The organism is Flavobacterium sinopsychrotolerans (genome assembly GCF_900110375.1).
In the GTDB taxonomy this organism is placed as follows: Bacteria; Bacteroidota; Bacteroidia; order Flavobacteriales; family Flavobacteriaceae; genus Flavobacterium; species Flavobacterium sinopsychrotolerans.
This window is the reverse complement of record NZ_FODN01000001.1, coordinates 262,942-286,194: the sequence shown is the minus strand read 5'-3', so window position 1 is coordinate 286,194 and position 23,253 is coordinate 262,942. Positions and strand designations below refer to the sequence as shown.

18 protein-coding genes and 2 tRNA genes are annotated in these 23,253 nt (G+C 35.5%); 16 read left to right on the top strand and 4 right to left on the bottom strand.

All coding sequences use genetic code 11. The features are described from left to right. The first annotated feature begins 14 nt into the window (after positions 1 to 14). The 6 genes from BMX64_RS01260 (at position 15) to BMX64_RS01235 (ending at position 6,223) form a co-directional block, all read left to right on the top strand. Positions 15 to 362 carry a cupin domain-containing protein gene (locus tag BMX64_RS01260; protein WP_091165112.1) on the top strand — a complete coding sequence of 116 codons (348 nt, stop codon included), beginning with the start codon at positions 15 to 17 and terminating at the stop codon, positions 360 to 362. A 23-nt stretch (positions 363 to 385) separates the two neighbouring features. Continuing rightward, complete coding sequence (locus BMX64_RS01255) at positions 386 to 1,408, top strand: sugar kinase (RefSeq protein ID WP_091165107.1); 1,023 nt, start codon at positions 386 to 388, stop codon at positions 1,406 to 1,408. A 10-nt stretch (positions 1,409 to 1,418) separates the two neighbouring features. Continuing rightward, positions 1,419 to 2,087, top strand: coding sequence for a bifunctional 4-hydroxy-2-oxoglutarate aldolase/2-dehydro-3-deoxy-phosphogluconate aldolase (locus BMX64_RS01250; protein WP_091165103.1), 669 nt, complete (start codon positions 1,419 to 1,421; stop codon positions 2,085 to 2,087). Between the two features lie 13 nt (positions 2,088 to 2,100). Further along, the gene (locus BMX64_RS01245; protein ID WP_091165100.1) at positions 2,101 to 2,916 is read left to right on the top strand and encodes an SDR family oxidoreductase; all 816 of its coding nucleotides are present in this window, start codon (positions 2,101 to 2,103) and stop codon (positions 2,914 to 2,916) included. Positions 2,917 to 3,134: 218 nt separating this feature from the next. Continuing rightward, on the top strand, positions 3,135 to 4,577 hold the full coding sequence (locus tag BMX64_RS01240; protein WP_091165096.1) for a tagaturonate reductase: 1,443 nt from the start codon (positions 3,135 to 3,137) through the stop codon (positions 4,575 to 4,577). 29 nt (positions 4,578 to 4,606) lie between these two features. Beyond that, positions 4,607 to 6,223, top strand: coding sequence for a UxaA family hydrolase (locus BMX64_RS01235; RefSeq protein WP_091165093.1), 1,617 nt, complete (start codon positions 4,607 to 4,609; stop codon positions 6,221 to 6,223). A gap of 61 nt (positions 6,224 to 6,284) precedes the next feature. On the opposite strand, the gene BMX64_RS01230 is transcribed toward BMX64_RS01235, so the two are convergent. Continuing rightward, on the bottom strand, positions 6,285 to 7,313 hold the full coding sequence (locus BMX64_RS01230; RefSeq protein ID WP_091165089.1) for a LacI family DNA-binding transcriptional regulator: 1,029 nt from the start codon (positions 7,311 to 7,313) through the stop codon (positions 6,285 to 6,287). 313 nt (positions 7,314 to 7,626) lie between these two features. Here BMX64_RS01230 and BMX64_RS01225 point away from each other — a divergent pair, with 313 nt between their 5' ends. From BMX64_RS01225 to BMX64_RS01185, 9 genes are all read left to right on the top strand, one after another. Further along, positions 7,627 to 9,069, top strand: coding sequence for a glycoside hydrolase family 28 protein (locus BMX64_RS01225; protein ID WP_091165086.1), 1,443 nt, complete (start codon positions 7,627 to 7,629; stop codon positions 9,067 to 9,069). 43 nt (positions 9,070 to 9,112) lie between these two features. Then, positions 9,113 to 12,208, top strand: coding sequence for a SusC/RagA family TonB-linked outer membrane protein (locus tag BMX64_RS01220; RefSeq protein ID WP_091165082.1), 3,096 nt, complete (start codon positions 9,113 to 9,115; stop codon positions 12,206 to 12,208). 12 nt (positions 12,209 to 12,220) lie between these two features. After that, positions 12,221 to 13,846, top strand: coding sequence for a RagB/SusD family nutrient uptake outer membrane protein (locus BMX64_RS01215; RefSeq protein ID WP_091165078.1), 1,626 nt, complete (start codon positions 12,221 to 12,223; stop codon positions 13,844 to 13,846). Positions 13,847 to 14,002: 156 nt separating this feature from the next. Continuing rightward, a complete protein-coding gene (locus tag BMX64_RS01210; protein ID WP_244273194.1) occupies positions 14,003 to 14,899 on the top strand; it encodes an alpha/beta hydrolase in 897 nt (298 codons plus the stop codon). A 5-nt stretch (positions 14,900 to 14,904) separates the two neighbouring features. Then, a complete protein-coding gene (locus tag BMX64_RS01205; RefSeq protein ID WP_091165075.1) occupies positions 14,905 to 15,861 on the top strand; it encodes a DUF4861 family protein in 957 nt (318 codons plus the stop codon). Between the two features lie 23 nt (positions 15,862 to 15,884). After that, complete coding sequence (locus tag BMX64_RS01200; protein ID WP_091165071.1) at positions 15,885 to 17,081, top strand: glycoside hydrolase family 88/105 protein; 1,197 nt, start codon at positions 15,885 to 15,887, stop codon at positions 17,079 to 17,081. Between the two features lie 43 nt (positions 17,082 to 17,124). Further along, positions 17,125 to 19,176: a pectate lyase gene (gene pelA / locus BMX64_RS01195; RefSeq protein ID WP_091165067.1), complete on the top strand. Its 2,052-nt coding sequence runs from the start codon at positions 17,125 to 17,127 to the stop codon at positions 19,174 to 19,176. A gap of 31 nt (positions 19,177 to 19,207) precedes the next feature. Next, on the top strand, positions 19,208 to 20,575 hold the full coding sequence (locus tag BMX64_RS01190; protein WP_091165063.1) for a glycoside hydrolase family 28 protein: 1,368 nt from the start codon (positions 19,208 to 19,210) through the stop codon (positions 20,573 to 20,575). Between the two features lie 10 nt (positions 20,576 to 20,585). Then, the gene (locus BMX64_RS01185; RefSeq protein WP_244273192.1) at positions 20,586 to 21,332 is read left to right on the top strand and encodes a rhamnogalacturonan acetylesterase; all 747 of its coding nucleotides are present in this window, start codon (positions 20,586 to 20,588) and stop codon (positions 21,330 to 21,332) included. Positions 21,333 to 21,545: 213 nt separating this feature from the next. Here BMX64_RS01185 and BMX64_RS01180 read toward each other — a convergent pair whose 3' ends face one another. The 3 genes from BMX64_RS01180 to BMX64_RS01170 form a co-directional block, all read right to left on the bottom strand. After that, positions 21,546 to 21,962: a hypothetical protein gene (locus BMX64_RS01180; protein WP_091165056.1), complete on the bottom strand. Its 417-nt coding sequence runs from the start codon at positions 21,960 to 21,962 to the stop codon at positions 21,546 to 21,548. Positions 21,963 to 22,062: 100 nt separating this feature from the next. Then, positions 22,063 to 22,135: transfer RNA gene (locus BMX64_RS01175), tRNA-Met, on the bottom strand. Positions 22,136 to 22,167: 32 nt separating this feature from the next. Then, positions 22,168 to 22,240, bottom strand: a tRNA-Met gene (locus BMX64_RS01170). 117 nt (positions 22,241 to 22,357) lie between these two features. On the opposite strand from BMX64_RS01170, the gene era reads away from it, so the two are divergent. Then, a complete protein-coding gene (gene era / locus BMX64_RS01165) occupies positions 22,358 to 23,239 on the top strand; it encodes a GTPase Era (RefSeq protein ID WP_091165051.1) in 882 nt (293 codons plus the stop codon). Positions 23,240 to 23,253 lie beyond the last annotated feature (14 nt).

Sequence of the window (23,253 nt, the reverse complement as noted above, 5' to 3'; positions counted from 1 at the left end):
CAGATTCGGATAGTATGACGGTATTGGCAAATAGTACGCGCTTTTTTAAAGAAGAAGAAACTCAATGGGAAGTTGTGGGGGAAGGCGTGCAACGTCAAATTGTGGGATTTGATGATCGGGTCATGATGGTCAATGTGAAGTTTGAGAAAGGAGCAATTGGCCCTTTGCATAATCATCATCACACACAAGTTACCCACATTGCCGATGGTACATTTGAAGTGACTATTGAAGAGGAAATAAGAATACTAAAAAAAGGAGATTCCTTTTATATTCCTTCCAATAAAATACATGGAGTTGTTTGTTTGGAGGAAGGAATTCTAATCGATGTTTTTAGCCCTATGAGAGAAGATTTTATAAAATAGAGAACATTTAATTCAGGTATAAAATGAATAAAGTAGTCACTTTTGGCGAAATAATGTTGCGACTTTCAACAGAAAGGCATTTGCGTTTTGAGCAAGCAAAAGCATTTACCGCTTCCTATGGTGGAGGTGAATTTAATGTGGCCGTTTCTTTGGCAAATTATGGTGTAAATGCAGAATTTGTAACCAGAATTCCAGAGAATGAAATAGGTACTTGTGCGCTAAAAGAAATGCGAAAGATGAATGTTGAATCCAAAAACATCATTTTTGGAGGCGATCGTTTAGGGATTTATTATCTCGAAACGGGTGCTGGAACACGCGGCAGCAACGTAGTGTATGACCGTGCGCATAGCTCGATGGCAACCATTGAAAAAGGAGCAGTTGATTGGGAAAAAGTACTCGAAGGTGCTACCTGGTTTCATTGGAGCGGTATTACGCCAGCGATATCTGAGAGCGCTGCGGAAGCATGTTTAGAAGCTGTAAAAGTGGCGCATAAATTAGGTTTAACAATCTCATGCGATTTGAATTACAGGTCAAAATTGTGGCAATATGGCAAAACACCCAGCGAGATTATGCCTGAAATATTGCACTACAGCAACGTAATTCTAGGAGATATTGATACCGCTTATTTTATGTTAGGAATCCCCAAAGTGAACCCTAATTATCAGGACACAAAATCACTACCGGCTTTATATAATAAGTTATTTGAATTATGTGCAAATTTAAAAATAGCAGCTACTACATTACGCTACTCTGTGAGTGCATCGCACCAACGAATTGGAGGCATTTTATTTGACGGAAAAAGTATTTATGATGCTGCCGTAAAAGAAGTAACTCCTGTGGTAGACCGTGTAGGCAGTGGTGATGCTTTTATGGGCGGATTGATTTATGGTTTGTTGGAATTTCAAAATAACAATCAAAGAGCGTTAGATTTTGCAGTTGCGGCCTGTTGTTTAAAACATACGATTGCAGGTGATTATAATTTAGTGACCTTAAAAGAAGTTGAAAATATGCTAGACGGTGATGGCGCCGGATTAGTTTCTAGATAAAAACAGAAGTATGGCAAAATATTCAAGATTAGAAGTAGCAAATGTAATGGCGGAAACGGGAATGGTTCCCTTATTTTTCCATACCGATGTTGAATTGGGAAAAAAAGTGATCAAAGCCTGTTATGATGGTGGAGCACGTTTGATGGAATTCACCAGCAGAGGCGATTTTGCTTTTGAAGTTTTTAGTGTATTAAATAAATACGCATTAGCTGAATTGCCGGGAATGATCTTGGGAGTTGGTTCGATAACTGATGCCGCTGCTGCTTCATTGTATATGCAATTAGGAGCAAATTTTATTGTAACTCCGGTTTTGAGAGAAGATATTGCATTGGTTTGCAACCGTCGCAAAGTATTGTGGTCACCAGGTTGCGCTTCACTTACTGAAATTGCACGCGCCGAAGAATTGGGTTGTGAAATAGTAAAGTTATTCCCAGGCGATGTTTACGGACCACAATTTGTCAAAGGAATCAAAGGCCCTTGTCCATGGACGAGTATTATGCCAACGGGAGGTGTTTCAACCGATAAAGACAACCTAAAAAGTTGGTTTGACGCCGGAGTAACTTGTGTAGGTATCGGTTCTCAGTTGATTTCAAATGAAGTTTTGAAAAGTGAGGATTTTGATGGTTTAGAGGCAACTGTCAGAGCAACTTTAGCCACAATTAAAGAAATTAGAAGCTAAAAAACAAAAACAGATGGAAAATAATTTTTCATTAAAAGGGAAAGTAATAGTGATAACCGGCGGAACCGGAATACTCGGTGAAGCCTTTATAAATGGTATTATTCAGGCAGGAGGAGAAGTTGGGATCTTGGGCAGAAATGAGAAAATAGCCAATGAAAGAGTTCAAAATATAATTGCCAAAGGCGGACGAGCTATCGCTCTGATCGCCGATGTAACTGATGAATTACAACTCTTAGCTGCAAAAGAAAAAATGCTTGCCGAATTTGGAAAAATTGATGGTTTGGTCAATGCAGCCGGCGGAAACCTTCCGGAAGCTGTAGTACAACCGGAACAGGATATTTTCAAGTTGAACGTTACTGCATTGGAAGATGTAATGCGATTAAACCTGGTTGGCACTATTTTACCAACACAAGTTTTTGGGGAAGCTATAAAAAATGGAGGCTCAGGAAGTATCGTAAATATTTCATCGGTAGTGTCACAATTAGCGGTTACCAAAGTATTGGGCTACAGCCTAGCCAAATCTTCCATAGATTCCTATACGCAATGGTTTGCGGTGGAGCTCGCCAAACGATATGGCGATGCAATACGCATGAATTCAATTGCACCGGGATTTTTTCTTACGGAACAAAACAGAACGTTGTTGACGAACGCCGATGGGAGCTTAACGGATAGAGGGAATTTGGTACTTCAAAACACACCATTTAAACGTTTTGGAAATCCGGAGGAACTCGCAGGAGCCTTGGTTTGGTTGTTAAGTGATGCCTCAAAATTTGTTACAGGATCAAAAATTACTGTTGATGGCGGATTTACGATTTACAGTGGCGTTTAAGAAAATTCAATTTTAAATTATAAAATAAGGGTACAATAAGCGACTTAAAGAAATGCGTTTTAAAGGATTGTTCCTTATTCCTCTAATGGACTGAAATGTTAAATCGCAAAGGAGTTAAGTCGTTTATTGTACCCTTAATTAAGGCGTATTTCCGGCTTAAAAAAACAAAACATTTTACTGCTAAAAAATAAGATTTTGGAGTATTAAAGATATAAAAAATGAAAAAATTAAACAGAATAAATATAGGATTAGAAAAATTACAACCCATAAAAGTGGTACAATTTGGAGAAGGTAATTTCTTAAGAGCATTTGTAGATTACGCTTTTCAAAAACTAAATAAAGAAGTTGATTTCAATGCTGGTATCGCAATAGTTCAGCCATTGAAAGAAGGTATGATAAACATGATTAACGATCAAGATGGTCTTTACACTTTGTTTATGAATGGAATCAAAAAAGGCGAAAAAATACAGGATATTGAGTTAATTTCTAATATTGTAAAAGCTATAAATCCATATACTGATTTTGCAGATTATCTAGCGTTAGCCAAAGAAGAGGAACTTCAATTTATTGTTTCAAACACTACCGAAGCTGGAATTGAATTCATCGAAAGTGATACTCCAGATATGCAACCACCAGTTGCATTTCCTGCAAAGTTGACTGTTTTATTATATGAAAGATTCAAACATTTCAATGGAGACGCTTCTAAAGGATTGACTATCATTCCTTGTGAATTGATCGATTATAACTCAGAAACTCTAAAAAAATATATTTTGCAATATTGCGATCTATGGGAATTAGGAGTTGATTTTAAAATTTGGTTATCAGATGCTTGTACGTATCACAGTACTTTGGTGGACAGAATTGTTCCTGGATATCCAAGAGCTGAGATTGAAGAATACAATAACAAATTAGAGTATCAAGACAATTTAATTGTTGCTGCTGAACCATTTTTTCTTTGGGCTATCGAAGGCGGTGATGCTTTAAAACAAAAGCTGCCTTTTCATAAAACGAATTTGAATGTAAAGATTGTTGACGATATACGACCTTTTAAAATGATAAAAGTTCGTATTTTAAACGGTGCGCATACAGCAATGGTTCCTTTTTCACTTTTGCACGGTAACAAATTAGTTATGGAAACCGTTAACGGAGATTTTACCGGGAAATTCGTAAACGGCGTTATTGGTGAAATTAGTGAAACCCTTGATATGGACAAAAATGAAATCCTTGCCTATACTGAAGAGGTAATGGATCGATTTAAAAATCCATTTATCAAACACTCATTGGCTGATATTGCTTTAAATTCAATCTCAAAATTCAAAGTAAGAGTTTTGCCTAGTTTATTAGGATATTATAATTCGAATAAAAAATTGCCTACTAATTTGACTTTTTCATTAGCTTGTTTAATCCAATTCTACAAAGGAACTTGGAATAACGAAGTATTACCTGTAAAAGATTCTCCAGAGGCAGTTAAAGCCTTCAAAAATGCTTGGCAATTAGGAACTTTAGATTTAGTTGCGACTAAAATTTTATCTAATGACGAATTCTGGGGTGAAGATTTAACTAAAATAAGCGGATTATTAGAAGCTTTGGTATTGGCTTTGAACGAAATTGAAGCGAATGGTATTGAAAAAGGTTTTGCCAATTTCAGTCAACAATATTAATATTTTATAAACTTATCACATTTATTAAAATGCAAAAGAAATTAATTAAAGTAAATCCTTCAGATAATGTCGCTGTAGCATTGGTTAATCTAGCAGCTGGCGAGGTTATACACTTTGAAGGTGAAAATATCACGATTATCACTGATGTGAAAATGAAACATAAAATCGCTTTAAACGATTTGAATACCGGTGATCGAATTATAATGTATGGTGTTTTGGTGGGTAAAGCAAGTGCTAAAATCGAAAAAGGAGGTCTTCTTTCTACTTTAAATGTTAAGCATGAAAGTGATAAAGTGACTGGAAAAACGGAAACTATTGGTTGGGATGTTCCGAATATTGATAAATGGAAAGATAGAACTTTCAATGGATATCACAGGGAAGACGGACAGGTAGGGACCGAGAATGTTTGGTTGTTTTTTCCGTTGGTTTTTTGTGAAAACAGAAATATCGAAATCTTAAAGGATATTTTTGAAAAAGAATTAATGAAGCCGAAAGAAAACGATTATCAATTGTTACTTCGTTCGTTAGTAAGTTCTGAAAACGGTTCCACAGAAGTGGCAGGAAAATCGGCGGAAGCAGATTTATTCAACAATATTGAAGTGAAATTCATCACGCATCAAGGCGGATGTGGTGGAATTCGTCAGGATTCACACAGTTTGGCTAAACTTTTGGCAGGATATGTCAATAATCCCAATGTGGCTGGAGCAACGGTTTTGAGTTTGGGTTGTCAAAACTTACAAATCCAAATATTCAAAGACGCTTTGCATGAAATTAATCCAACAAGTACTAAGCCCATTTTGATTTATGATCAGCAACAAATTGGTACCATTGAGGCAATGTTGAGCAGTGTGGTAAAAGATACTTTTGAAGCCATCAAAGAAGCAAATAAAATAGAAAGAACACCAGCGCCATTGTCTAAATTGACGATTGGTTTAGAGTGTGGCGGTTCAGACGGGTTCTCCGGAATCTCGGCTAATCCAACTTTGGGAGTTACTTCGGATTTGCTTACAGCGCTTGGAGCAACAACCATTCTTTCAGAGTTTCCCGAATTATGTGGAGTGGAGCAGGAATTAGTAAACCGATGTGTTGAAGACGAAGCTGGAGTACGTTTTTTAGAATTGATGAAATGGTATGAAAAAACGGTTGTAGATGCCGGATCTGGATTTGACATGAACCCTTCACCAGGAAACATCAAAGATGGATTGATTACGGATGCCATGAAATCAGCAGGAGCTGCAAAAAAAGGAGGAACATCTCCAATAGTAGGTGTTTCGGATTATGGAGAGTACATTTCAAAACCAGGTTTGAATTTGCTTTGTACGCCAGGAAATGATGTGGAATGTACGACTGCAATGGTGGGTTCCGGAGCCAATATGGTTTTGTTTACAACAGGTTTAGGAACACCAACAGGAAACCCAATTGCACCGGTAGTGAAAGTTTCCTCTAACTCTGAATTAGCCAGAAAAATGTCGGATATCATCGATATTGATACTGGTGGAATTATTACAGGTGAAAAAACAATTGATGAAATGGCGGATGAAATGCTGGAATTTATTATAAATGTAGCTAGTGGCGAAATTAAAACTAAAGCGGCAATTTTGAATCAGAACGATTTTATTCCTTGGAAAAGAGGCGTTTCGTTATAGAAAAAGAAGTTGTTGATATATAAAAAAGGGTGTAGTTTTTAAACTTCACCCTTTTTTTGTTTTAGAGATTTTGTCTCGATGATGATTTTCTTATGTGTAATTCGGGATTCAACACTACCTTTTTTTCCATTTTAAAATTTTCGGTATTGTTAATTTGTTCCAAGAAAACTTTAGCCGTCATTTTGCCCATTTCCAAAGGGGATTGATCTACGGAGGATATAGAAAGTTCCATGAATTTCGTAAAAGGTTCATTACCAAAACCGACTACACAAAAATCTTCCGGAATTTTGATTCCTTGCGCTTTTAGTTCCTGAATGGCTCCCAAAGCGGCAAAATCACTAGAGGAAAAGATTGCGTCCGGGGGTGTTTTTAATTGTAGCAATTTATCAGCAGCAACACCGCCAGCTTCAACATTACTTTTTGTCTGGATTACATAATTTTCATCAAATTCTATTCCGTGATCCAGCAGTGCCTGTTTGTATCCTTTGAAACGGTTTTCGTAAATTTCCAAAGATTGGTCTCCGGACAAATGCGCAATTCTTTTACAGCCTTCGTCAATGAGATGTTTTGTGGCAATATACCCTCCTTTGTAGTCATTGATAGTTACGGAACTCACGCCGTCAATATTTTTCTTTCGGTCAAAAAATATCAGCGGAACATTTTTTTCAAGGACGCGATGGATAATTTTTTCGTTTTCTTTAGACTCATTGGTAATTGATATCATTATGCCATCTACTTGTGCATTTAGGAGTGTGTTGATATTTTCAATTTCTCTCTTTTCATTTTCATGCGTTTGGCAAATAATAACATTGTACTTATTTGGGTGTAGCTCTTCCTCAATCCCACGGATAGTCGATGCAAAAAAGTTACTGTCGATACGCGGTACAATCACACCCACATTATTGCTTCTTCCGCTTCGAAGCGCTAAGGCCAATTGATTTTGCTTGTAATTCATTTTTGCCGCTGTCTCCATCACAAGTTTGCAGGTGCTTTCACTTATTTTTGGGTTTTTATTTAAAGCTCTAGACACTGTAGCTGCAGATATATTGAGTTCTTTGGCAATATCGTAAATGGTTGTTTTCTCACTCATTATGAATCAATAGTTGTTATGAATTTGTAAAATTAATACTTTTTTTCTTAAATACTTATTTAATGTTATCGATTGTATAAAATCTTATTTTCCATAGGTTTTGTCTAAAAAGCTTCTAGTTATAATGTATTTTTAATGCTTTTTTTTTATAATAAGTGTATAAATATAGGATATTTTTTATGGTACCAATATTTTTATCGATTTTATTTTGGTTAATTGGAAATTAATATTTACGTTTGTGTAATCGATTGCATGATTTGTTTTTTTGAACAAAAAGAATGAATTTAATTTCAAGAAATTTAAATAAAATCAAATGACAAAAAAACATTTTTTTGTAACAAGCCTCCAACTGTCTCTCGTTCTTTTTTCGATGCTTTTTGTTTCTTGTGGAGTAAAGCAAACAAAAACAATTGTGTCTGCTGATCCTTGGAAAACGATGCAGCGTATAATTGATAGTGTAAAGGGGCCTTCTTTTAGAGATAAAATATATGTAATTACTGATTTTGGTGCTCAGTCTGGAGGTGTTTTCGACAATACTCAGGCATTTAAAAAAGCAATACAAAATTGTGCTAAAAATGGTGGGGGAAAAGTTTTAGTTCCATCCGGAAAATATTTCACAGGTCCGATACATTTAGAAGATAATGTAAACCTTCATTTAGAAGAAGGCGCTGAAATTTTGTTTAGCACAAATTCTTCTGATTATCCAATAGTACATACTTCATGGGAAGGAACGGAACTGATGAATTACTCTCCTTTAATTTATGCTTACCAAAAAACGAATGTGGCGGTAACCGGAAAAGGAATATTAAACGGTCAAGCCAATAATGAAAATTGGTGGTGGTGGTGTTCGAAAAAGGAATACGGTTGGAAAGAAGGAAAGCCTAATCAGAACGATCCTCTCAATCGATTGCGTCTTATTGCCATGGCTGAAGAAGGAGTGCCTGTTTCGGAACGTGTTTTTGGTGAGGGACATTATTTAAGACCAAATTTTGTAGAGTTTTTTGATTGTAAAAATGTTCTTCTAAAGGATGTGAAAATTGTGAATGCGCCATTTTGGGTTGTTCATCCTATAAAATCTTCGAATGTCATAATTGATGGAATAACGGTTGAAAGCCATGGTCCTAATAATGACGGATGTGATCCGGAATATTCCAAAAATGTAATCATAAAAAACTGCACTTTTAATACTGGAGATGACTGTATCGCTATAAAATCTGGAAGGGATGCTGATGGTAGGCGAGTGGCTATGAAAAGTGAAAATATTGTAGTGCAAAACTGCAAAATGATTGATGGTCATGGCGGGGTTGTAATTGGAAGTGAAATTTCGGGTGGAGTAAGAAATGTTTTTGTGGAGAATTGTATTATGGACAGTCCAAACCTTGACAGAGCGATTAGAATTAAAACAAATTCAAATCGAGGTGGACTCATCGAGAATGTGTACGTAAGAAATTTAGAAGTTGGTCAGGTCAAAGAGGCTGTTTTGAAATTGAATATGTTTTATGAAGTCTATGGCGCTAAACCAGGGACATTTATCCCTCAGATACAAAATATTTTTCTAGAAAACATAACGGTTAAAGATGGTGGAATGTATGGTATCTTGGCAAAAGGCTATAAAGAATCACCTATCAAAAATGTTACTTTAAAAAACGTAAAAATTATTAAAGTAAAAGAAGCATATTCTATCGAAAACCTGGAAGGTCTTACATTAATCGATACGTATATCAACGGGGTACTTGCGGAAAGCCCTAAAAATTGAATTAAACTATTATCTATATACTAACTAACCAAATAATTAAATTATGAATTTCAGACATTTATTTAAAAAAGGCTCAATATGCTGCTTTGCCTTTTTCTTTTTACTGAGCCTGTTCACGGGTCAGGAAATGAAGGCTCAGCAGGCTTCAACAATTAGCGGTATAATCACTGATGCCGCAGGTTTAACTTTACCTGGAGTAAATGTTATTGAAAAAGGAACTCAAAACAATGCGGTAACTGATATTGATGGAAATTTTACTTTGAAACTATCAAATGTCAAAGCTATTTTACAGATTAGTTTCATAGGCTTTGAGACACAAGAAATCAATGTTGCAGGTAAAAATAATATAAAAGTAGCCCTTATTGAGCAGTCTCAAACTTTACAGGAAGTTGTAGTTGTAGGATATGGATCGGTTAAAAAAACGGATTTGACAGGTTCTGTAAGTACATTAGATGCTAAAACAATTACAGAAAGAAGTACTACTAACGCATTAGAAGGAATTCAAGGAAATGTTGCGGGTGTTCAAATTAATGCTTCAACTGGTCGTATTGGGGACCCTTTTACTATTTCAATTAGAGGAAAAAGTACAATGAGCGGTGAAGCTTCACCTTTATTTGTGGTTGATGGAGTGCCTACTGATGGAATTGACTTTTTAAATCCGCAAGATATTGCTCGAATTGACATTTTAAAAGATGCTTCATCTACAGCTATTTATGGATCACGTGGTACAAATGGTGTTGTAATTGTGACAACCAAAGGAGGAAGTACTGTGAAGTCAAGTATGTCGGTTTCTTTTGATTCTTATATTGGAGGAAAAGAAGTGGCTCGATTACCTAGAATGATGGATGGTCAAAAATGGTGGTTGTATCATCAAGCAGCCTATTTACCAACGGCTAAAAAAGATCCGATTACCGGAACAGTTACTGCGTCTATTTTAGATGCGACTGTACTCGGAACTCAAAACACATTGTTAGGAACCAGAGTAGCAAATAATGATACATTTGATTGGTATGATGCTGTATTAAAATCCGGGATTCAAAAAAATAATTATTTGTCAATTGCAGGTCGTAGTGACAATGGATTATCTTATAATTTAGCTGTAGGTGTTCAAAGTGAAACTGGAAACGTAGACAAAGAATCATTAGATAAATACAGTTTTAAAGTAGGCTTGACTCATAAAGTAAATGATAAATTTACTGTTGGAACTAATTTAACGCTTGCTAAAACTGAACAAGAATTAGGGAGTGCTTTAGCAATGCAAGAGGCTTTTAGATTAAGTCCGTTTTATACGCCTTACGATTTAAATGGAAATTTATTTCCATTACCTGGAAAATTGACAGATGCAACAGGCGCTTTTTTGATTAATAAAACAAGTACGTACAATCCATTATTAGAAATTGCTAATAGTACTAATTCAATCAACAGATGGAATGGTGTAGGAAATTTATTTGTGGAATATAAACCAATCTCTTGGCTTACTTTAAGATCATCATACGCAGTTGGATATGATCAATTTAAAAACGGAAAATCGTGGGGAGCTTTGACTAATACAGGTGTAGCTAATAGAAATTTACCTTCGGCTTCTATTTACGAAGAAGAGAATTTTAATTCTACTTTTGACAATCAGTTTACTATTAATTATGATTTGAATAAAGATCATTCCTTTACTTTATTAGGACTACAAAGTATGTATTATGATAAGACAGAAGGATTGTCTGCTAGTTCCACGGATCAGCCATTCGATCTTTCCTATAATAATTTAGGTTCAGGAAAACAATCTACTTTTTTAATGGGTTCTAGTTTTGTGAAAAGCACATTGCTTTCATATGCTTTGCGTTTGAATTATAACTTCAAAGGTCGTTATTTATTGACGCTATCAGACAGATGGGATGGGTCTTCAAAATTCGCTGAAAATAATAAATGGGGATCATTTCCATCAGCAGCTTTAGCTTGGAGAGTAAGTGATGAAGGTTTTATGAAAAACCAAAAAGCAGTTTCAGACTTAAAAGCCAGAATTAGTTATGGATTTACAGGTAACAATAAAGTTGCCGAATATTCAACGATAAACAAATTAGATCAACAAACGTATTATGATTTTAATAATACTACTGCAAATGGATGGTTGCAAGGTTCTCCAGCTAATAAAGAGTTAGGTTGGGAAAAAACAAGAGAATTTAACGTAGGATTAGATTTTGGATTCGTTAATAACAGAATTACAGGTAGTTTAGATGTTTATGACAGACTTTCTACAGATTTATTGTTGAAACAAAAATTAGTGGTAGAAAATGGATTCGCTACCTATACTAATAATATTGGTTCAGTAAGTAACAAAGGAGTTGAAGTACTTGTAACCACAAAAAATATCAATACTGATTTTGTAAAATGGGAAACAACATTCATCTTTTCTGCAAACAAAAACAAAATTGAATCTATTTATGATGATGTATCCGATGATGTAGGGAATAATTTGTTTATTGGTGAATCAATCGATGCTATTTACAATTATAAATTCACTGGAATCTGGCAAGCTGATCAAAAAGCGGAAGCTGCATCTTTTGGACAAACGGAAGGACAAGCCAGAGTGGAAGACTTGAACGGAGATGGAAAAATCACCTCTGCGGATAGACAAATTTTAGGGCAGGGAAATCCAGATTGGACAGGAAGTATTTCTACGAAATTAACAGTGGGTAATTTTGATTTAGCAGCTTCAGCAATAACTAGTCAAGGTGGTTATGTATACAGTGCATTTCATGCTAACTTTACTAATACAAGTGATAGAGGTCGTCAAAAATCAGATATCAATTGGTATATTCCCGCTAATGATGCTGGTTTGCCAGCTCAAGCTTCAAACCAATATCCAATGGCTCAAAACGAAGGGACGTATTGGAATTCTAATGGTGTAGGATACTACAGAGACAACTCATTTGTGAAAATTAAAAATATTACTCTAGGGTATACTTTTGATAAAAATATCATAGAGAAATTTAAAATGAAGTATTTGCGTTTTTATGTAAATGTTCTAAACCCGTTTGTATTTACTCGTTATGACGGCTATGATCCAGAATGGGCTGCCGCAGGATTTGGTGTAGGACGTGTAGCATCGATTACTTATCAAATGGGAATGAGTATTAAATTTTAAAACAAAATCAAAATGAAAAAAATAATAGTAAGCCTGTCAATAGCTTTATTAACACTAAGTTCTTGTAGCGATTTCATAGAAGAAGATAATAGATCTAATGCAGAAACGAATGAATATCTTAAGGCATCCGGATTTGAGTCTTTAATTAATGCAAATTATGCGCAATTAAAAGATATTTATGGTGGTGAACCATGGTTATTTGTTGCAGGTACTGATTTATATTCCGAAGGGAGAAATAGAGAACCGATAGAATTGAGTCAATATACACAACTAACTCCAGCATCTCCAAATGTTGATTACTTATACAGAGAGTGTTATAAAGCTATTCAGAGAGCTAATACGGCATTGTATTATAGTACATTAACCGAAAAAACGACTACATTAACAACTCGTATCGGCGAAGTAAAATATTTAAGAGCAAATGCTTATTTCTTGTTGGTGCAAACCTATGGCGGAGTAAGTTTAGATACGGAGTATCATGCTTCACCAGTGCTTTCTTTTGAAAGAAATACCGCTGAAGAAGTCTATACTTTTATTATTAAAGAATTAGAAGAATCACTTTCTTTATTACCAGCAGGAGCTTTTACAGGTCGCGTTACTAAAAGAGCTGCACAAGATTTATTAGCAAAAGTGTATTTGACAAGAGGATATGAAACTTTTGGAGCAGCCAGTGATTTTACAACTGCGGCTAAATATGCAGATGAGGCCATTGCAGGAGAAACATTAACGCTTAGTTATAATGATTTATGGTTTCCGTCTACTACTGCTATAGATATTAATAAAGAAACTATATTCTCAGTTCAGTTCAGCGCTGGTTCTAATAGTTCTAATCCACAAACCACGGGTAATGGTCAAGCCAGTTATTTCAGTTCTTATTTAGGAGGTTCAGAAGTGGCTACGAAAGCACCTTACCGATCTTATACTTTATTACCAACGGATTTCGCTATTGGACTATATGAAAAAGGAGATAAAAGATGGGAAGGAACGTTTATGACGCAAGCGTATGCGACCTATTATGATTTTTATACAAAAGCAGATAAAACAGGTTTAACAGTAGCACATTTTTATGTGCCAAAATGGATGACAGATGCTGAACTAGCAGCTTATAAATTGGCAAATCCTAAAGCAACAATACATTTATATGGTTCTTACGGTACTTCGGTTACTTTCAGTAATGATTATCAAACCATACCTGTTCGTAAATTCGATGATCCAAAAGCACCTTTTGCCACTAGCGCATCAAGTCCAAGAACAAGTACACGTGATTTTGTAGTTTCAAGATTAGCGGATACCTATTTGATTGCTGCCGAAGCTTATTTGCGCACCAATCCGACAACTGGATTGGCAAGGCTTAACGAAGTAAGAAGGAGAGCTGGTGTTATAGCTGCTACAAGTGGGCAGTTCAATATTGATTATATTTTAGATGAAAGAGCAAGAGAAATGATTGGAGAATATAACCGCTGGTTCGATTTGAAACGTACTGGAAAATTGATTGAAAGAGCGTCTTTGTACAATCCAAAAATCAAAGCTTCAAACTTTGACGGAGCTAATGGAGAGAAGAAAATCTTAAGACCAATTCCACAGGAAGCATTAGATTTGAATCAAAATAAAAGTTACCCACAGAATCCTGCGTACTAAATAATAAAATTAGTTTTTGGTTGAATTTTTTGAGTTTGTTAAAAAAGGGGCTTGATTGGTTTATCAAGCTCCTTTTTTCATAAGGAATACATTTAATCCGTTATTTTAAATAAAATGATAAAACCTTGCTGTCTCATTTTGATTTTATTTACAAATTTGCTTCATTCACAGATTCAATTTAATAGTGATACTTCTTATACGGTGCAAAGCACTTTTAATAAAGACAAAATCAAGTTTCCCTTTATTGAAATCGTTAAGGAACAAGAATATGAAAGTGTGAATCAGATACAGGAATTGGTTTATAAAAAAACGGAGACAAGGGAACTGCATTTAGATGCCTATTTTAAAAAAGGGAATTCATTAAAACCAGCGGTAGTATTAATTCATGGTGGCGGATGGAAATCAGGGAATAAATCACAGATGAAATTTTTAGCACAAGAAATCGCTTCAAGAGGATATTCTTGTTTTGCTGTTGAATATAGATTATCTCCGGAAGCAGCATATCCAGCAGCAATTTTTGATGTAAAAGAAGCCATTAAGTACATTAAAGCGAATGCTAAAAATTTTAATGCAGATCCAAGCAGATTTGCTGTGTTAGGCTGTTCTTCAGGCGGACAAATGGCGGCTTTGATTGGGACGACAAATGATAATCTAGAATTTGAAGATCAAAAAAGTGATTTTAACCAAAACGCAAATGTGCAAGCCATTATAGATATGGATGGTATTCTGGCTTTTAAACATCCGGAATCTCAAGAAGGGAAAGTTGCCGGTGAATGGTTAGGCGGAACTTTTGAAGAAAAACCGGACATTTGGAAGCACGCATCAGCCTTGACACATACGGACAAAAATACTCCGCCCGTATTATTTATAAACAGTGATATGGTGCGTTTTCATGCAGGACGAGAGGATATGATTGCCATTTTGAAGCAAAATAGAATTCATAATGAAACTAAAGAATTACCAAATGCACCACATTCCTTTTGGTTTTTCCATCCCTGGTTCGAAAAAATTGTAACAGATACAACTGATTTTTTAGATAGAATTTTAAAATAAAAAAGATGAAAACAGTAAAAATAATAGCTTGCTTTACGTTGCTTGGAGTATTAAATAGTCAAGCCCAAAAAAAGAATGATGCAAAAACCTATGCTGAAATCTCCGTAAAGGAAGGTGGCAAATGGGAAGGTCGAAAATACATTGGTGGGACTTTCAAAAATGTTGAAAAACTCAAATTAGCTCCGGAACATACAGATCATTCGTTTGATATTCGCTATGAAGGTCCGGGTTGGGAAAGCAACAAAATTGGATACCGATTGTATCTGGACTGGAGAAATGCTATTGATATTTTTGGAAAAAAAACCGAAGCGATCATTCTTCCGCAAGTTGGTCAGGATGGTTTTGATTCCTACCACGAAATGAGCGATTGGGGTTCGGATATTTTAAAAGCCGGAAAAGGAATCGGAATTGGTTCCATCGATAGGTATTTAAATAAACAAAGATTACACTTTTATGAAGTGGATTCGACCATTGCCAAAGTAGAAAACAAAGTGAAATCGTCCGGTGTGAAAATTAATTATTACGGATGGAAATCAGCTTCGGATAAAATTGATTTCACCTCAGAATTAACTATTAATACTGATCAGCGTTATACCAAACACACTATTCAAGCCTCACAAGCAATTGCTGGGATTTGTACCGGAATTGTAAAACAAAAAAACACCGAAGTACTTAAAAAAGTAAGCCGAAACAAAAAATGGGCGTACTTAGCTACTTATGGCGCACAGACTTTGGTACCAGATAAATTGGGGATGGCTATTTTCTATGAAATCAAAACCATCGAATCTGAAGTGGAGGCTGAATTTGACCACCTTTTAATTTTTAAACCGACAACAAAACCTACTTCTTTTTATTTTTTAGGTGCATGGGAACAAGAAGTAAACGGGATTAAATACAAGGAAGATTTCGTGAAATACTTAGATGAAAAATTAGCCCTTTTGAATAAAAAAAGAAAAATGTAATCCTTTACTATTACAATCCTACTATGAAAAACAACATTTTAAAACTACTAATAGCAGTCCTTTTAATCGCTTTTGTTTCATTGCAAATCAACGCACAAAAGGACCAAACCATTTCAAAAAAATTAAAATGGTCGGAGCGAATGGCTTTGTCAATCATGATGCAACACAAAGAATCCTATATGATAGATGATGCCACTACCCCAAAATGGGATTATGTGCATGGTTTAGTGTTGATCTCTTTTGATGAATTGAACAAAAAATATCCAAACCAAAAATACAGTGTGTATAGTAAAACATACGTAGATAAACTGGTTCAAGAAGATGGTACCATTGACACGTATAAATTAGATAGCTACAACATAGATATGGTTGTTGCCGGTCGCTTATTATTTGATTTATATACAACTACCAAAGAAGCCAAATACTTAAAAGCACTTCAAACACTACGAAAACAAATTGAAGAGCAACCCAGAACAGCCAGTGGCGGTTTTTGGCACAAGAAAATCTATCCAAACCAGATGTGGCTGGATGGCTTGTATATGGGGGAACCTTTTTATGCGCAATACACCGTAACCTTCGAAGACGGAAAAAACTTGGATGATGTCGCCAAACAATTTCAATTGATTCAAAAAAACGCTCGCGATTCAAAGACAGGATTGTTTTATCATGGTTGGGATGAGAGCAAACAAATGCCTTGGGCAAACAAAACAACCGGAACTTCCCCTAATTTTTGGTCGCGTTCTTTGGGTTGGTATGCAATGGCTCTTGTAGATGTATTGGATTATTTTCCAAAAGACCATCCCAAGCAAAAAGAATTGGTGAGTTACTTGAATCAATTAGCCAATACTTTAGTGAAGTTTCAGGATAAATCGGGACTTTGGTACCAAGTTACAGATAAAGGTTCCGTGGGCGGAAACTACTTGGAAGCCTCAGGAACTGCAATGTTTACGTATGCTTTTGCAAAAGGGGTGAACAAAGGGTATTTGCCGAAGAAATTCAAAACTGCGGCTAAAAAAGCATTTTCAGGTATGACAAAGCACTTAATTAAGGTTGGTCAAAATGGTGAAGTTACTATTACACAAGCCTGTGCCGTAGCAGGTTTAGGAGGTAATCCATATCGTGATGGCTCTTTTGAATATTATGTAAATGAAAGAAAAAAAGACAACGACCCAAAAGCTACCGGACCTTTTATTTTAGCGGCTTTAGAGTTGAATAAATAAACTTGAATTTTATAAGTAAAATTGTTTCCTAAAAGTTTAAAAAATGAGTTGTTTTCAAAAAATAATAATTGCGTTCGTATTTGTTTGCACTGCAGGCTCAGGTCTTCAGTCACAAATACTGAATAAAAATTGGAAAGATATTGTTGCCACTGATGACAAAGCTTGGTTCAGTTCCATGGAAGCGCGAGAGATTGCCGAAAATGTGTTGCTTTACCAACGCAACATTGGCGGATGGCCAAAAAACATTAAAATGCAGAAAACACTTTCAGAGGAAGAAAAACAAAAACTGGAAGCGCTTAAAACGGATCCGATGGATTCGACTACTGATAATGGTGCGACTTGTATGGAAATGCTTTTTTTGTCTAAAATATATGCACAAGTTCCCAATGAAAAATATAAAAAAGCATTCTTAAATGGTTTAGATTATTTGCTGGCCGCTCAATATGAAAATGGAGGATGGCCACAATTTTATCCTTTAAAAAAAGGATATTATTCGCACATCACGTACAATGATGATTCGATGGTGAATATTTTGAATATTTTAAAAAATCTAATAGACGGAACGGATTATTATTCCATAAAACCCTCACAAGAAACGCTTTTGAGACTAAAGAAAGCTTTTGAAAAAGGAATTGATTGTATTCTAAAAACACAATACAAGCAAAACGGACAGTTAACGGTGTGGTGTGCCCAGCATGATGAGTTTACCTTGCTTCCTGCTAAAGCTCGGGCTTACGAATTACCATCATTAAGCGGAAAAGAATCGGCTAAAATAGTGCTGCTTTTGATGGCTATTGAAAATCCATCCAAGGAAATAATTACTGCAGTAAATAGTGCAGTGGTTTGGTTCGAAAAAACAAAAATAACAGGAATTAGAGAGGACCGTCAGAGGGTTGGGAATACTAAAGTCTTCGATAAAGTAATGGTGAAAGATTTAAATGCAGCTCCTTTATGGGCTAGATTTATGGAATTGGATAACAATATCCCTTTTTTCTGTGATCGCGATGGTGTCAAAAAAGGATCTTTATCAGAAATTGGTTCAGAGCGCAGGAATGGTTATGCTTGGTATACCAATGAACCAAAGGAGGTTTTGAAAAAGTATCCGCTTTGGAAAAAAACACATATGGTTTCGCTTGACAAATCGAGTACAAAAAATACTAAATATTCAAAAAACGAATGGTACAGTGTCGTTGCAAAGGATGGAAGCGGTGATTACAGTTCGATTCAAGAAGCAATAAACGATTCGAATTCATTTCCGTATCAAAGGAAAACTATTTTTATAAAAAACGGAATTTACTATGAGAAAGTAAAAATTAACGAGTGGAATACTAACATTTCCTTGATTGGTGAAAGTAAAGAGCAGACGATAATTACCTACGATGATTATTTCAACAAGATAAATTTAGGCAAAAACAGTACTTTTTATACCTACACGATGTTAGTGGAAGGGGAAGGTTTTGTGGCTCAAAATTTAACCATACAAAATTCCTCTGGAGAAGTGGGGCAGGCGGTAGCTTTGACTTTAAATGCCAACAAAGTCTTGATTTCGAATTGTATTATTTTAGGGAATCAGGATACTTTATACGCAACAGGAAATGGAAATAAACAGTATGTGAAAGACTGTTATATCGAAGGAACCACGGATTTTATTTTTGGAAAAGCAACTGTTTTATTTGAAAATTGCACTTTGCATAGTTTGAAAGATTCCTATATAACGGCGGCTGCTACTCCGGAAGACGTTGCTTATGGATTTGTTTTTAAAAACTGTAAATTGACTGCTGCTCCTGGAGTTACGGCTGTTTATCTCGGACGCCCTTGGCGCATTCACGCCAAAACAGTTTTTTTAAATTGTGAAATGGGAAAACACATCAAACCGGAAGGATGGCACAATTGGTCCAAACCAGAAGCTGAAAAAACGGCGTTTTATGCCGAATATAATTCTACTGGGGAAGGATTTCTTCCTAAAAGCAGAGTGACTTGGTCGCATCAATTACGGAAATCAGAAGCCAAGAAATATACGCTAGAAAAGTGTTTGGGTTCGGATTTTTCCAATGCGATAAAAGCAGGTTTGTTGGAATCAAAAATAAAGTATTAAACAACGTTTTTTTAAATCAAGATTAAAAATCATGAAATATAAACTTCTCCTTTTATTGCTGGTTTCGTTAAACTGTTTTGCCCAAAACAACAGTTTTCCATCGGATAGCGTTGATTCAATCCTAAAACGGATTCGATTGCCTCAAATCCCATCCTTTAAAATTTTAGTTACTGAATTAGGTGCAAAAGGAGATTCCATTAGTGATGCGAAACCCGCTTTTGATAAAGCGATGGCACTTTGTAAAAAGAATAATGGAGGTACAATCGTAGTTCCTAAAGGCGTTTATACGCTAAACGGACCCATTCACTTTGTGAGTAATGTGAAGCTTTTAATTGAAAAAGACGCTAAAATCCGTTTCAGTGATAATCCGAAACATTATTTACCCATGGTACTAACGAGCTGGGAAGGAACCATGATTTACAATTATAGTCCACTTATTTATGCGTACGGCTGTACTGATATTGCCATAACTGGAGAAGGAACCATTGATGGAGAAGGAAGTAAAGTCTGGCATAGTTTCAAGGCAAAAGAAGGAGCTGACAAACTATTAACCCGGGAAATGAACCATAACAATGTGTCTTTGAAAGACCGAAAATTTGGACCGGGACATTTTCTGAGACCGCAATTAATTCAGTTTTTTAATTGCAAAAATATTTTGGTGGAGAATATAAAAATTGAGGATTCTCCTTTTTGGTGTCTTCATTTATTGAAATCACAAAGCATTACCATCAGAGGATTAAGATACAAAGCTTTTAACACTAATAATGACGGAATTGATCCGGAATATGCCAAAGATGTTTTAATCGAAAATATTGATTTTGATAATGCGGATGATAATATTGCGATTAAAGCAGGCAGAGATCATGAAGGCAGAGCAAACAGCGAAACCCCGAGTGAAAACATCGTGATTCGCAATTGCAATTTCAAAGGATTGCACGGAGTGGTTATGGGCAGTGAAATGTCAGCGGGCATCCGAAACGTTTTTATTGATAATTGCAAGACTGTTGGGTATTTGAAACGGGGAGTTTATTTTAAAACCAATGCCGACAGAGGTGGATTTATCAAAAATATTTATGTCAGAAACATTCAATTGGATGAGGTTGAGGATTGTATTTATATCACTGCGAATTATATGGGGGAAGGCTCAGGTGATTTTCCATCGGATGTATCTAATATTTTCTTGTCCAATATTTTCTGTAAAAAGGCTAGAGAAACCGCAATTATTATTCAGGGATTTGCCCAAAAGAAAGTACGAAACGTACATTTGGACACCATTGAAGTACAATCCGCAAAAAACGGAATGACGATTCTGAACACGGAAAATGTATCCATGAATGATGTTATAGTTGGTCAAAAGGCTACAATTCCCACTTCAGCAAGTAAGTCCGTCAAACATTAAACAGAAGATTATGAAATACTCGTTTTTCTTATTCTTATTTATTTCGCTCAACTGTTTCGCTCAAAAAACAACGATTTACGGCATAGGCGATTCTACGATGGCCAATAAAATCAAACCGGAAGAAAATCCGGAACGCGGCTGGATGCAAATGATATCGCAGTTTTTTAGTGCAGATGTTGTGATTGATAACAGAGCAGTCAACGGTCGCAGTACACGCAGTTTTATCAATGAAAAAAAATGGGATTCGGTTTATAAAGTGTTGAAGCCCGGAGATTATGTTTTCATACAATTTGGGCATAACGATCAAAAAAATGCCGATTCCGCCCGATATACCAATCCGCATACGAGTTATCGCTATAATCTAATTCGTTTTGTAAAAGAAACGAGAGAAAAAGGAGCTATTCCAATTTTATTTTCTTCCATTGTCCGACGAAATTTTAACGAACAAGGCGTATTAATTGGAACACATGGCGATTATCCGCTCGAAACCCGTTTGGTAGCCCAGCAATATAAAGTACCTTTTATTGACTTGGAATATTTTACAGAACAATTAGAAGAATCGTACGGTCCCGAAAAATCAAAAGAATTGCATTTGCATTTTAAAGTGGGTGAACATCCATATTATCCCAAAGGTAAAGAAGACAATACCCATCTTTCTGTAAAAGGGGCTACAGCAATCGCAAAATTGGTTATAGATCAAATACGATTATTAGAAAGTCCTTTGGTTAAAAAGCTGAAGAAAGGAAATAGAAAATAAACGTATAATCGTTCTGAATTTTTTATTTTCGATCAAAAATAGAAAACAGTATGTTAGACACAAAAATAGGCGTAAATCAAACAAAAACAGGTTGGATATAAGTTTTGAAATTACCAGGTTTTTTTAGATTTGCTTCTGGAATAAGACCATTATGGAATAATTTTTTTATTTACTTTATCCTATTAGATGTTAGGAAGTTTTTTAACGTGTTTACTATTTCAGAATTTTTAGCTGAATTTGAAATGTTATCGAATTAAATACATACTTTTTTTTGTGTTTTAAATAAATTTTAAATCGGTCAACACCTTTTCCTTCTTGATGTTTCCAATGACTAATATCTTTCAAATTAATCGTTTGCGGTTTAATCGAACTATAAATAGGTTTCTTAATCCAATCCATTCTGATTTTCTCTTTTTGAAGTTCTAGAAGTAGCGTGCCGGAAAATAATCTAAATAGAATAATTGCAGAAACCATAGTAATTGTAAAAGCCAGAATATAGATCAGAAGGCTATTTCGAATTCCTGTTTCTGCCAAAAGAATTCCTAATAGAGGTAAAGAGAGCATATATATAATTCCGAAAGGTATTATTGATATCGTTTTGGCTTTTAAATGTAGTACGTTTTCTTCCATTGCCTAAGTCTAAAAAGATTTTACAAATCGTTTACAACAAAAGTATGGGTATAAAGGTTTTTAAACAAAAAAAGCTCCAGATTTCTCTGAAGCTTTCTAGTAGCGGGAACAGGACTCGAACCTGTGACCTTCGGGTTATGAGCCCGACGAGCTGCCTACTGCTCTATCCCGCGATGTGCGTTTGTAATTTCAATAAAATTCTTAGTAGCGGGAACAGGACTCGAACCTGTGACCTTCGGGTTATGAGCCCGACGAGCTGCCTACTGCTCTATCCCGCGTTGTTTCGGGTGCAAATGTACAACGAATTTCCGTATTTCCAATAAAAATTTTTAAAAATGTTTTATTTCGTCTATTGACTTGATATGTCTACCTTTGCAAAATAAATTATAATAGAAATGTCACATAAAGCAGGTTTTGTAAACATCATCGGGAATCCAAATGTTGGGAAATCAACACTAATGAATGCCTTTGTTGGAGAAAGATTATCAATTATTACTTCAAAAGCACAAACAACACGTCATAGAATTCTTGGAATTGTAAACGGAGAAGATTTTCAAATGATCTTATCAGATACGCCGGGTATCATCAAACCGGCCTACGAAATGCAGGCTTCTATGATGAATTTCGTTAAATCCGCTTTTGAAGATGCTGATATCCTGATTTATATGGTGGAAATTGGAGAACAAGAATTGAAAGATGAAGCTTTTTTTAATAAAATTATTCACGCTACAATCCCAGTTCTGCTTTTATTGAACAAAATAGATAATTCTAACCAAGAACAACTCGAAGAGCAGGTGGCTTTCTGGACTGCGAAAGTTCCTAATGCCGAAATTTTTCCAATATCAGCTTTACAGAATTTTAATGTTCCAGAAGTTTTTGGACGAATAATAGAATTGTTACCGGAATCGCCTGCGTATTACCCAAAAGATCAACTGACAGATAAACCGGAACGTTTCTTTGTAAATGAAACCATCCGCGAGAAAATATTGTTGAATTACAGCAAAGAAATTCCATACGCAGTAGAAATCGTAACCGAAGAGTTTTTTGAAGATGAAAACATCATTAGAATCCGATCTTTGATTATGGTGGAACGCGATACCCAAAAAGGAATCATTATCGGACATAAAGGTGCCGCTTTGAAAAAAGTAGGAATGGAAGCCCGTGCTGATTTAGAGAAATTCTTTGGCAAACAAATCCATATTGAGTTGTATGTGAAAGTAAATAAAAATTGGAGAAGCAACGTGAACATGTTGAAGCGTTTTGGTTATAACCAGTAATTTTTTCTGGTCCG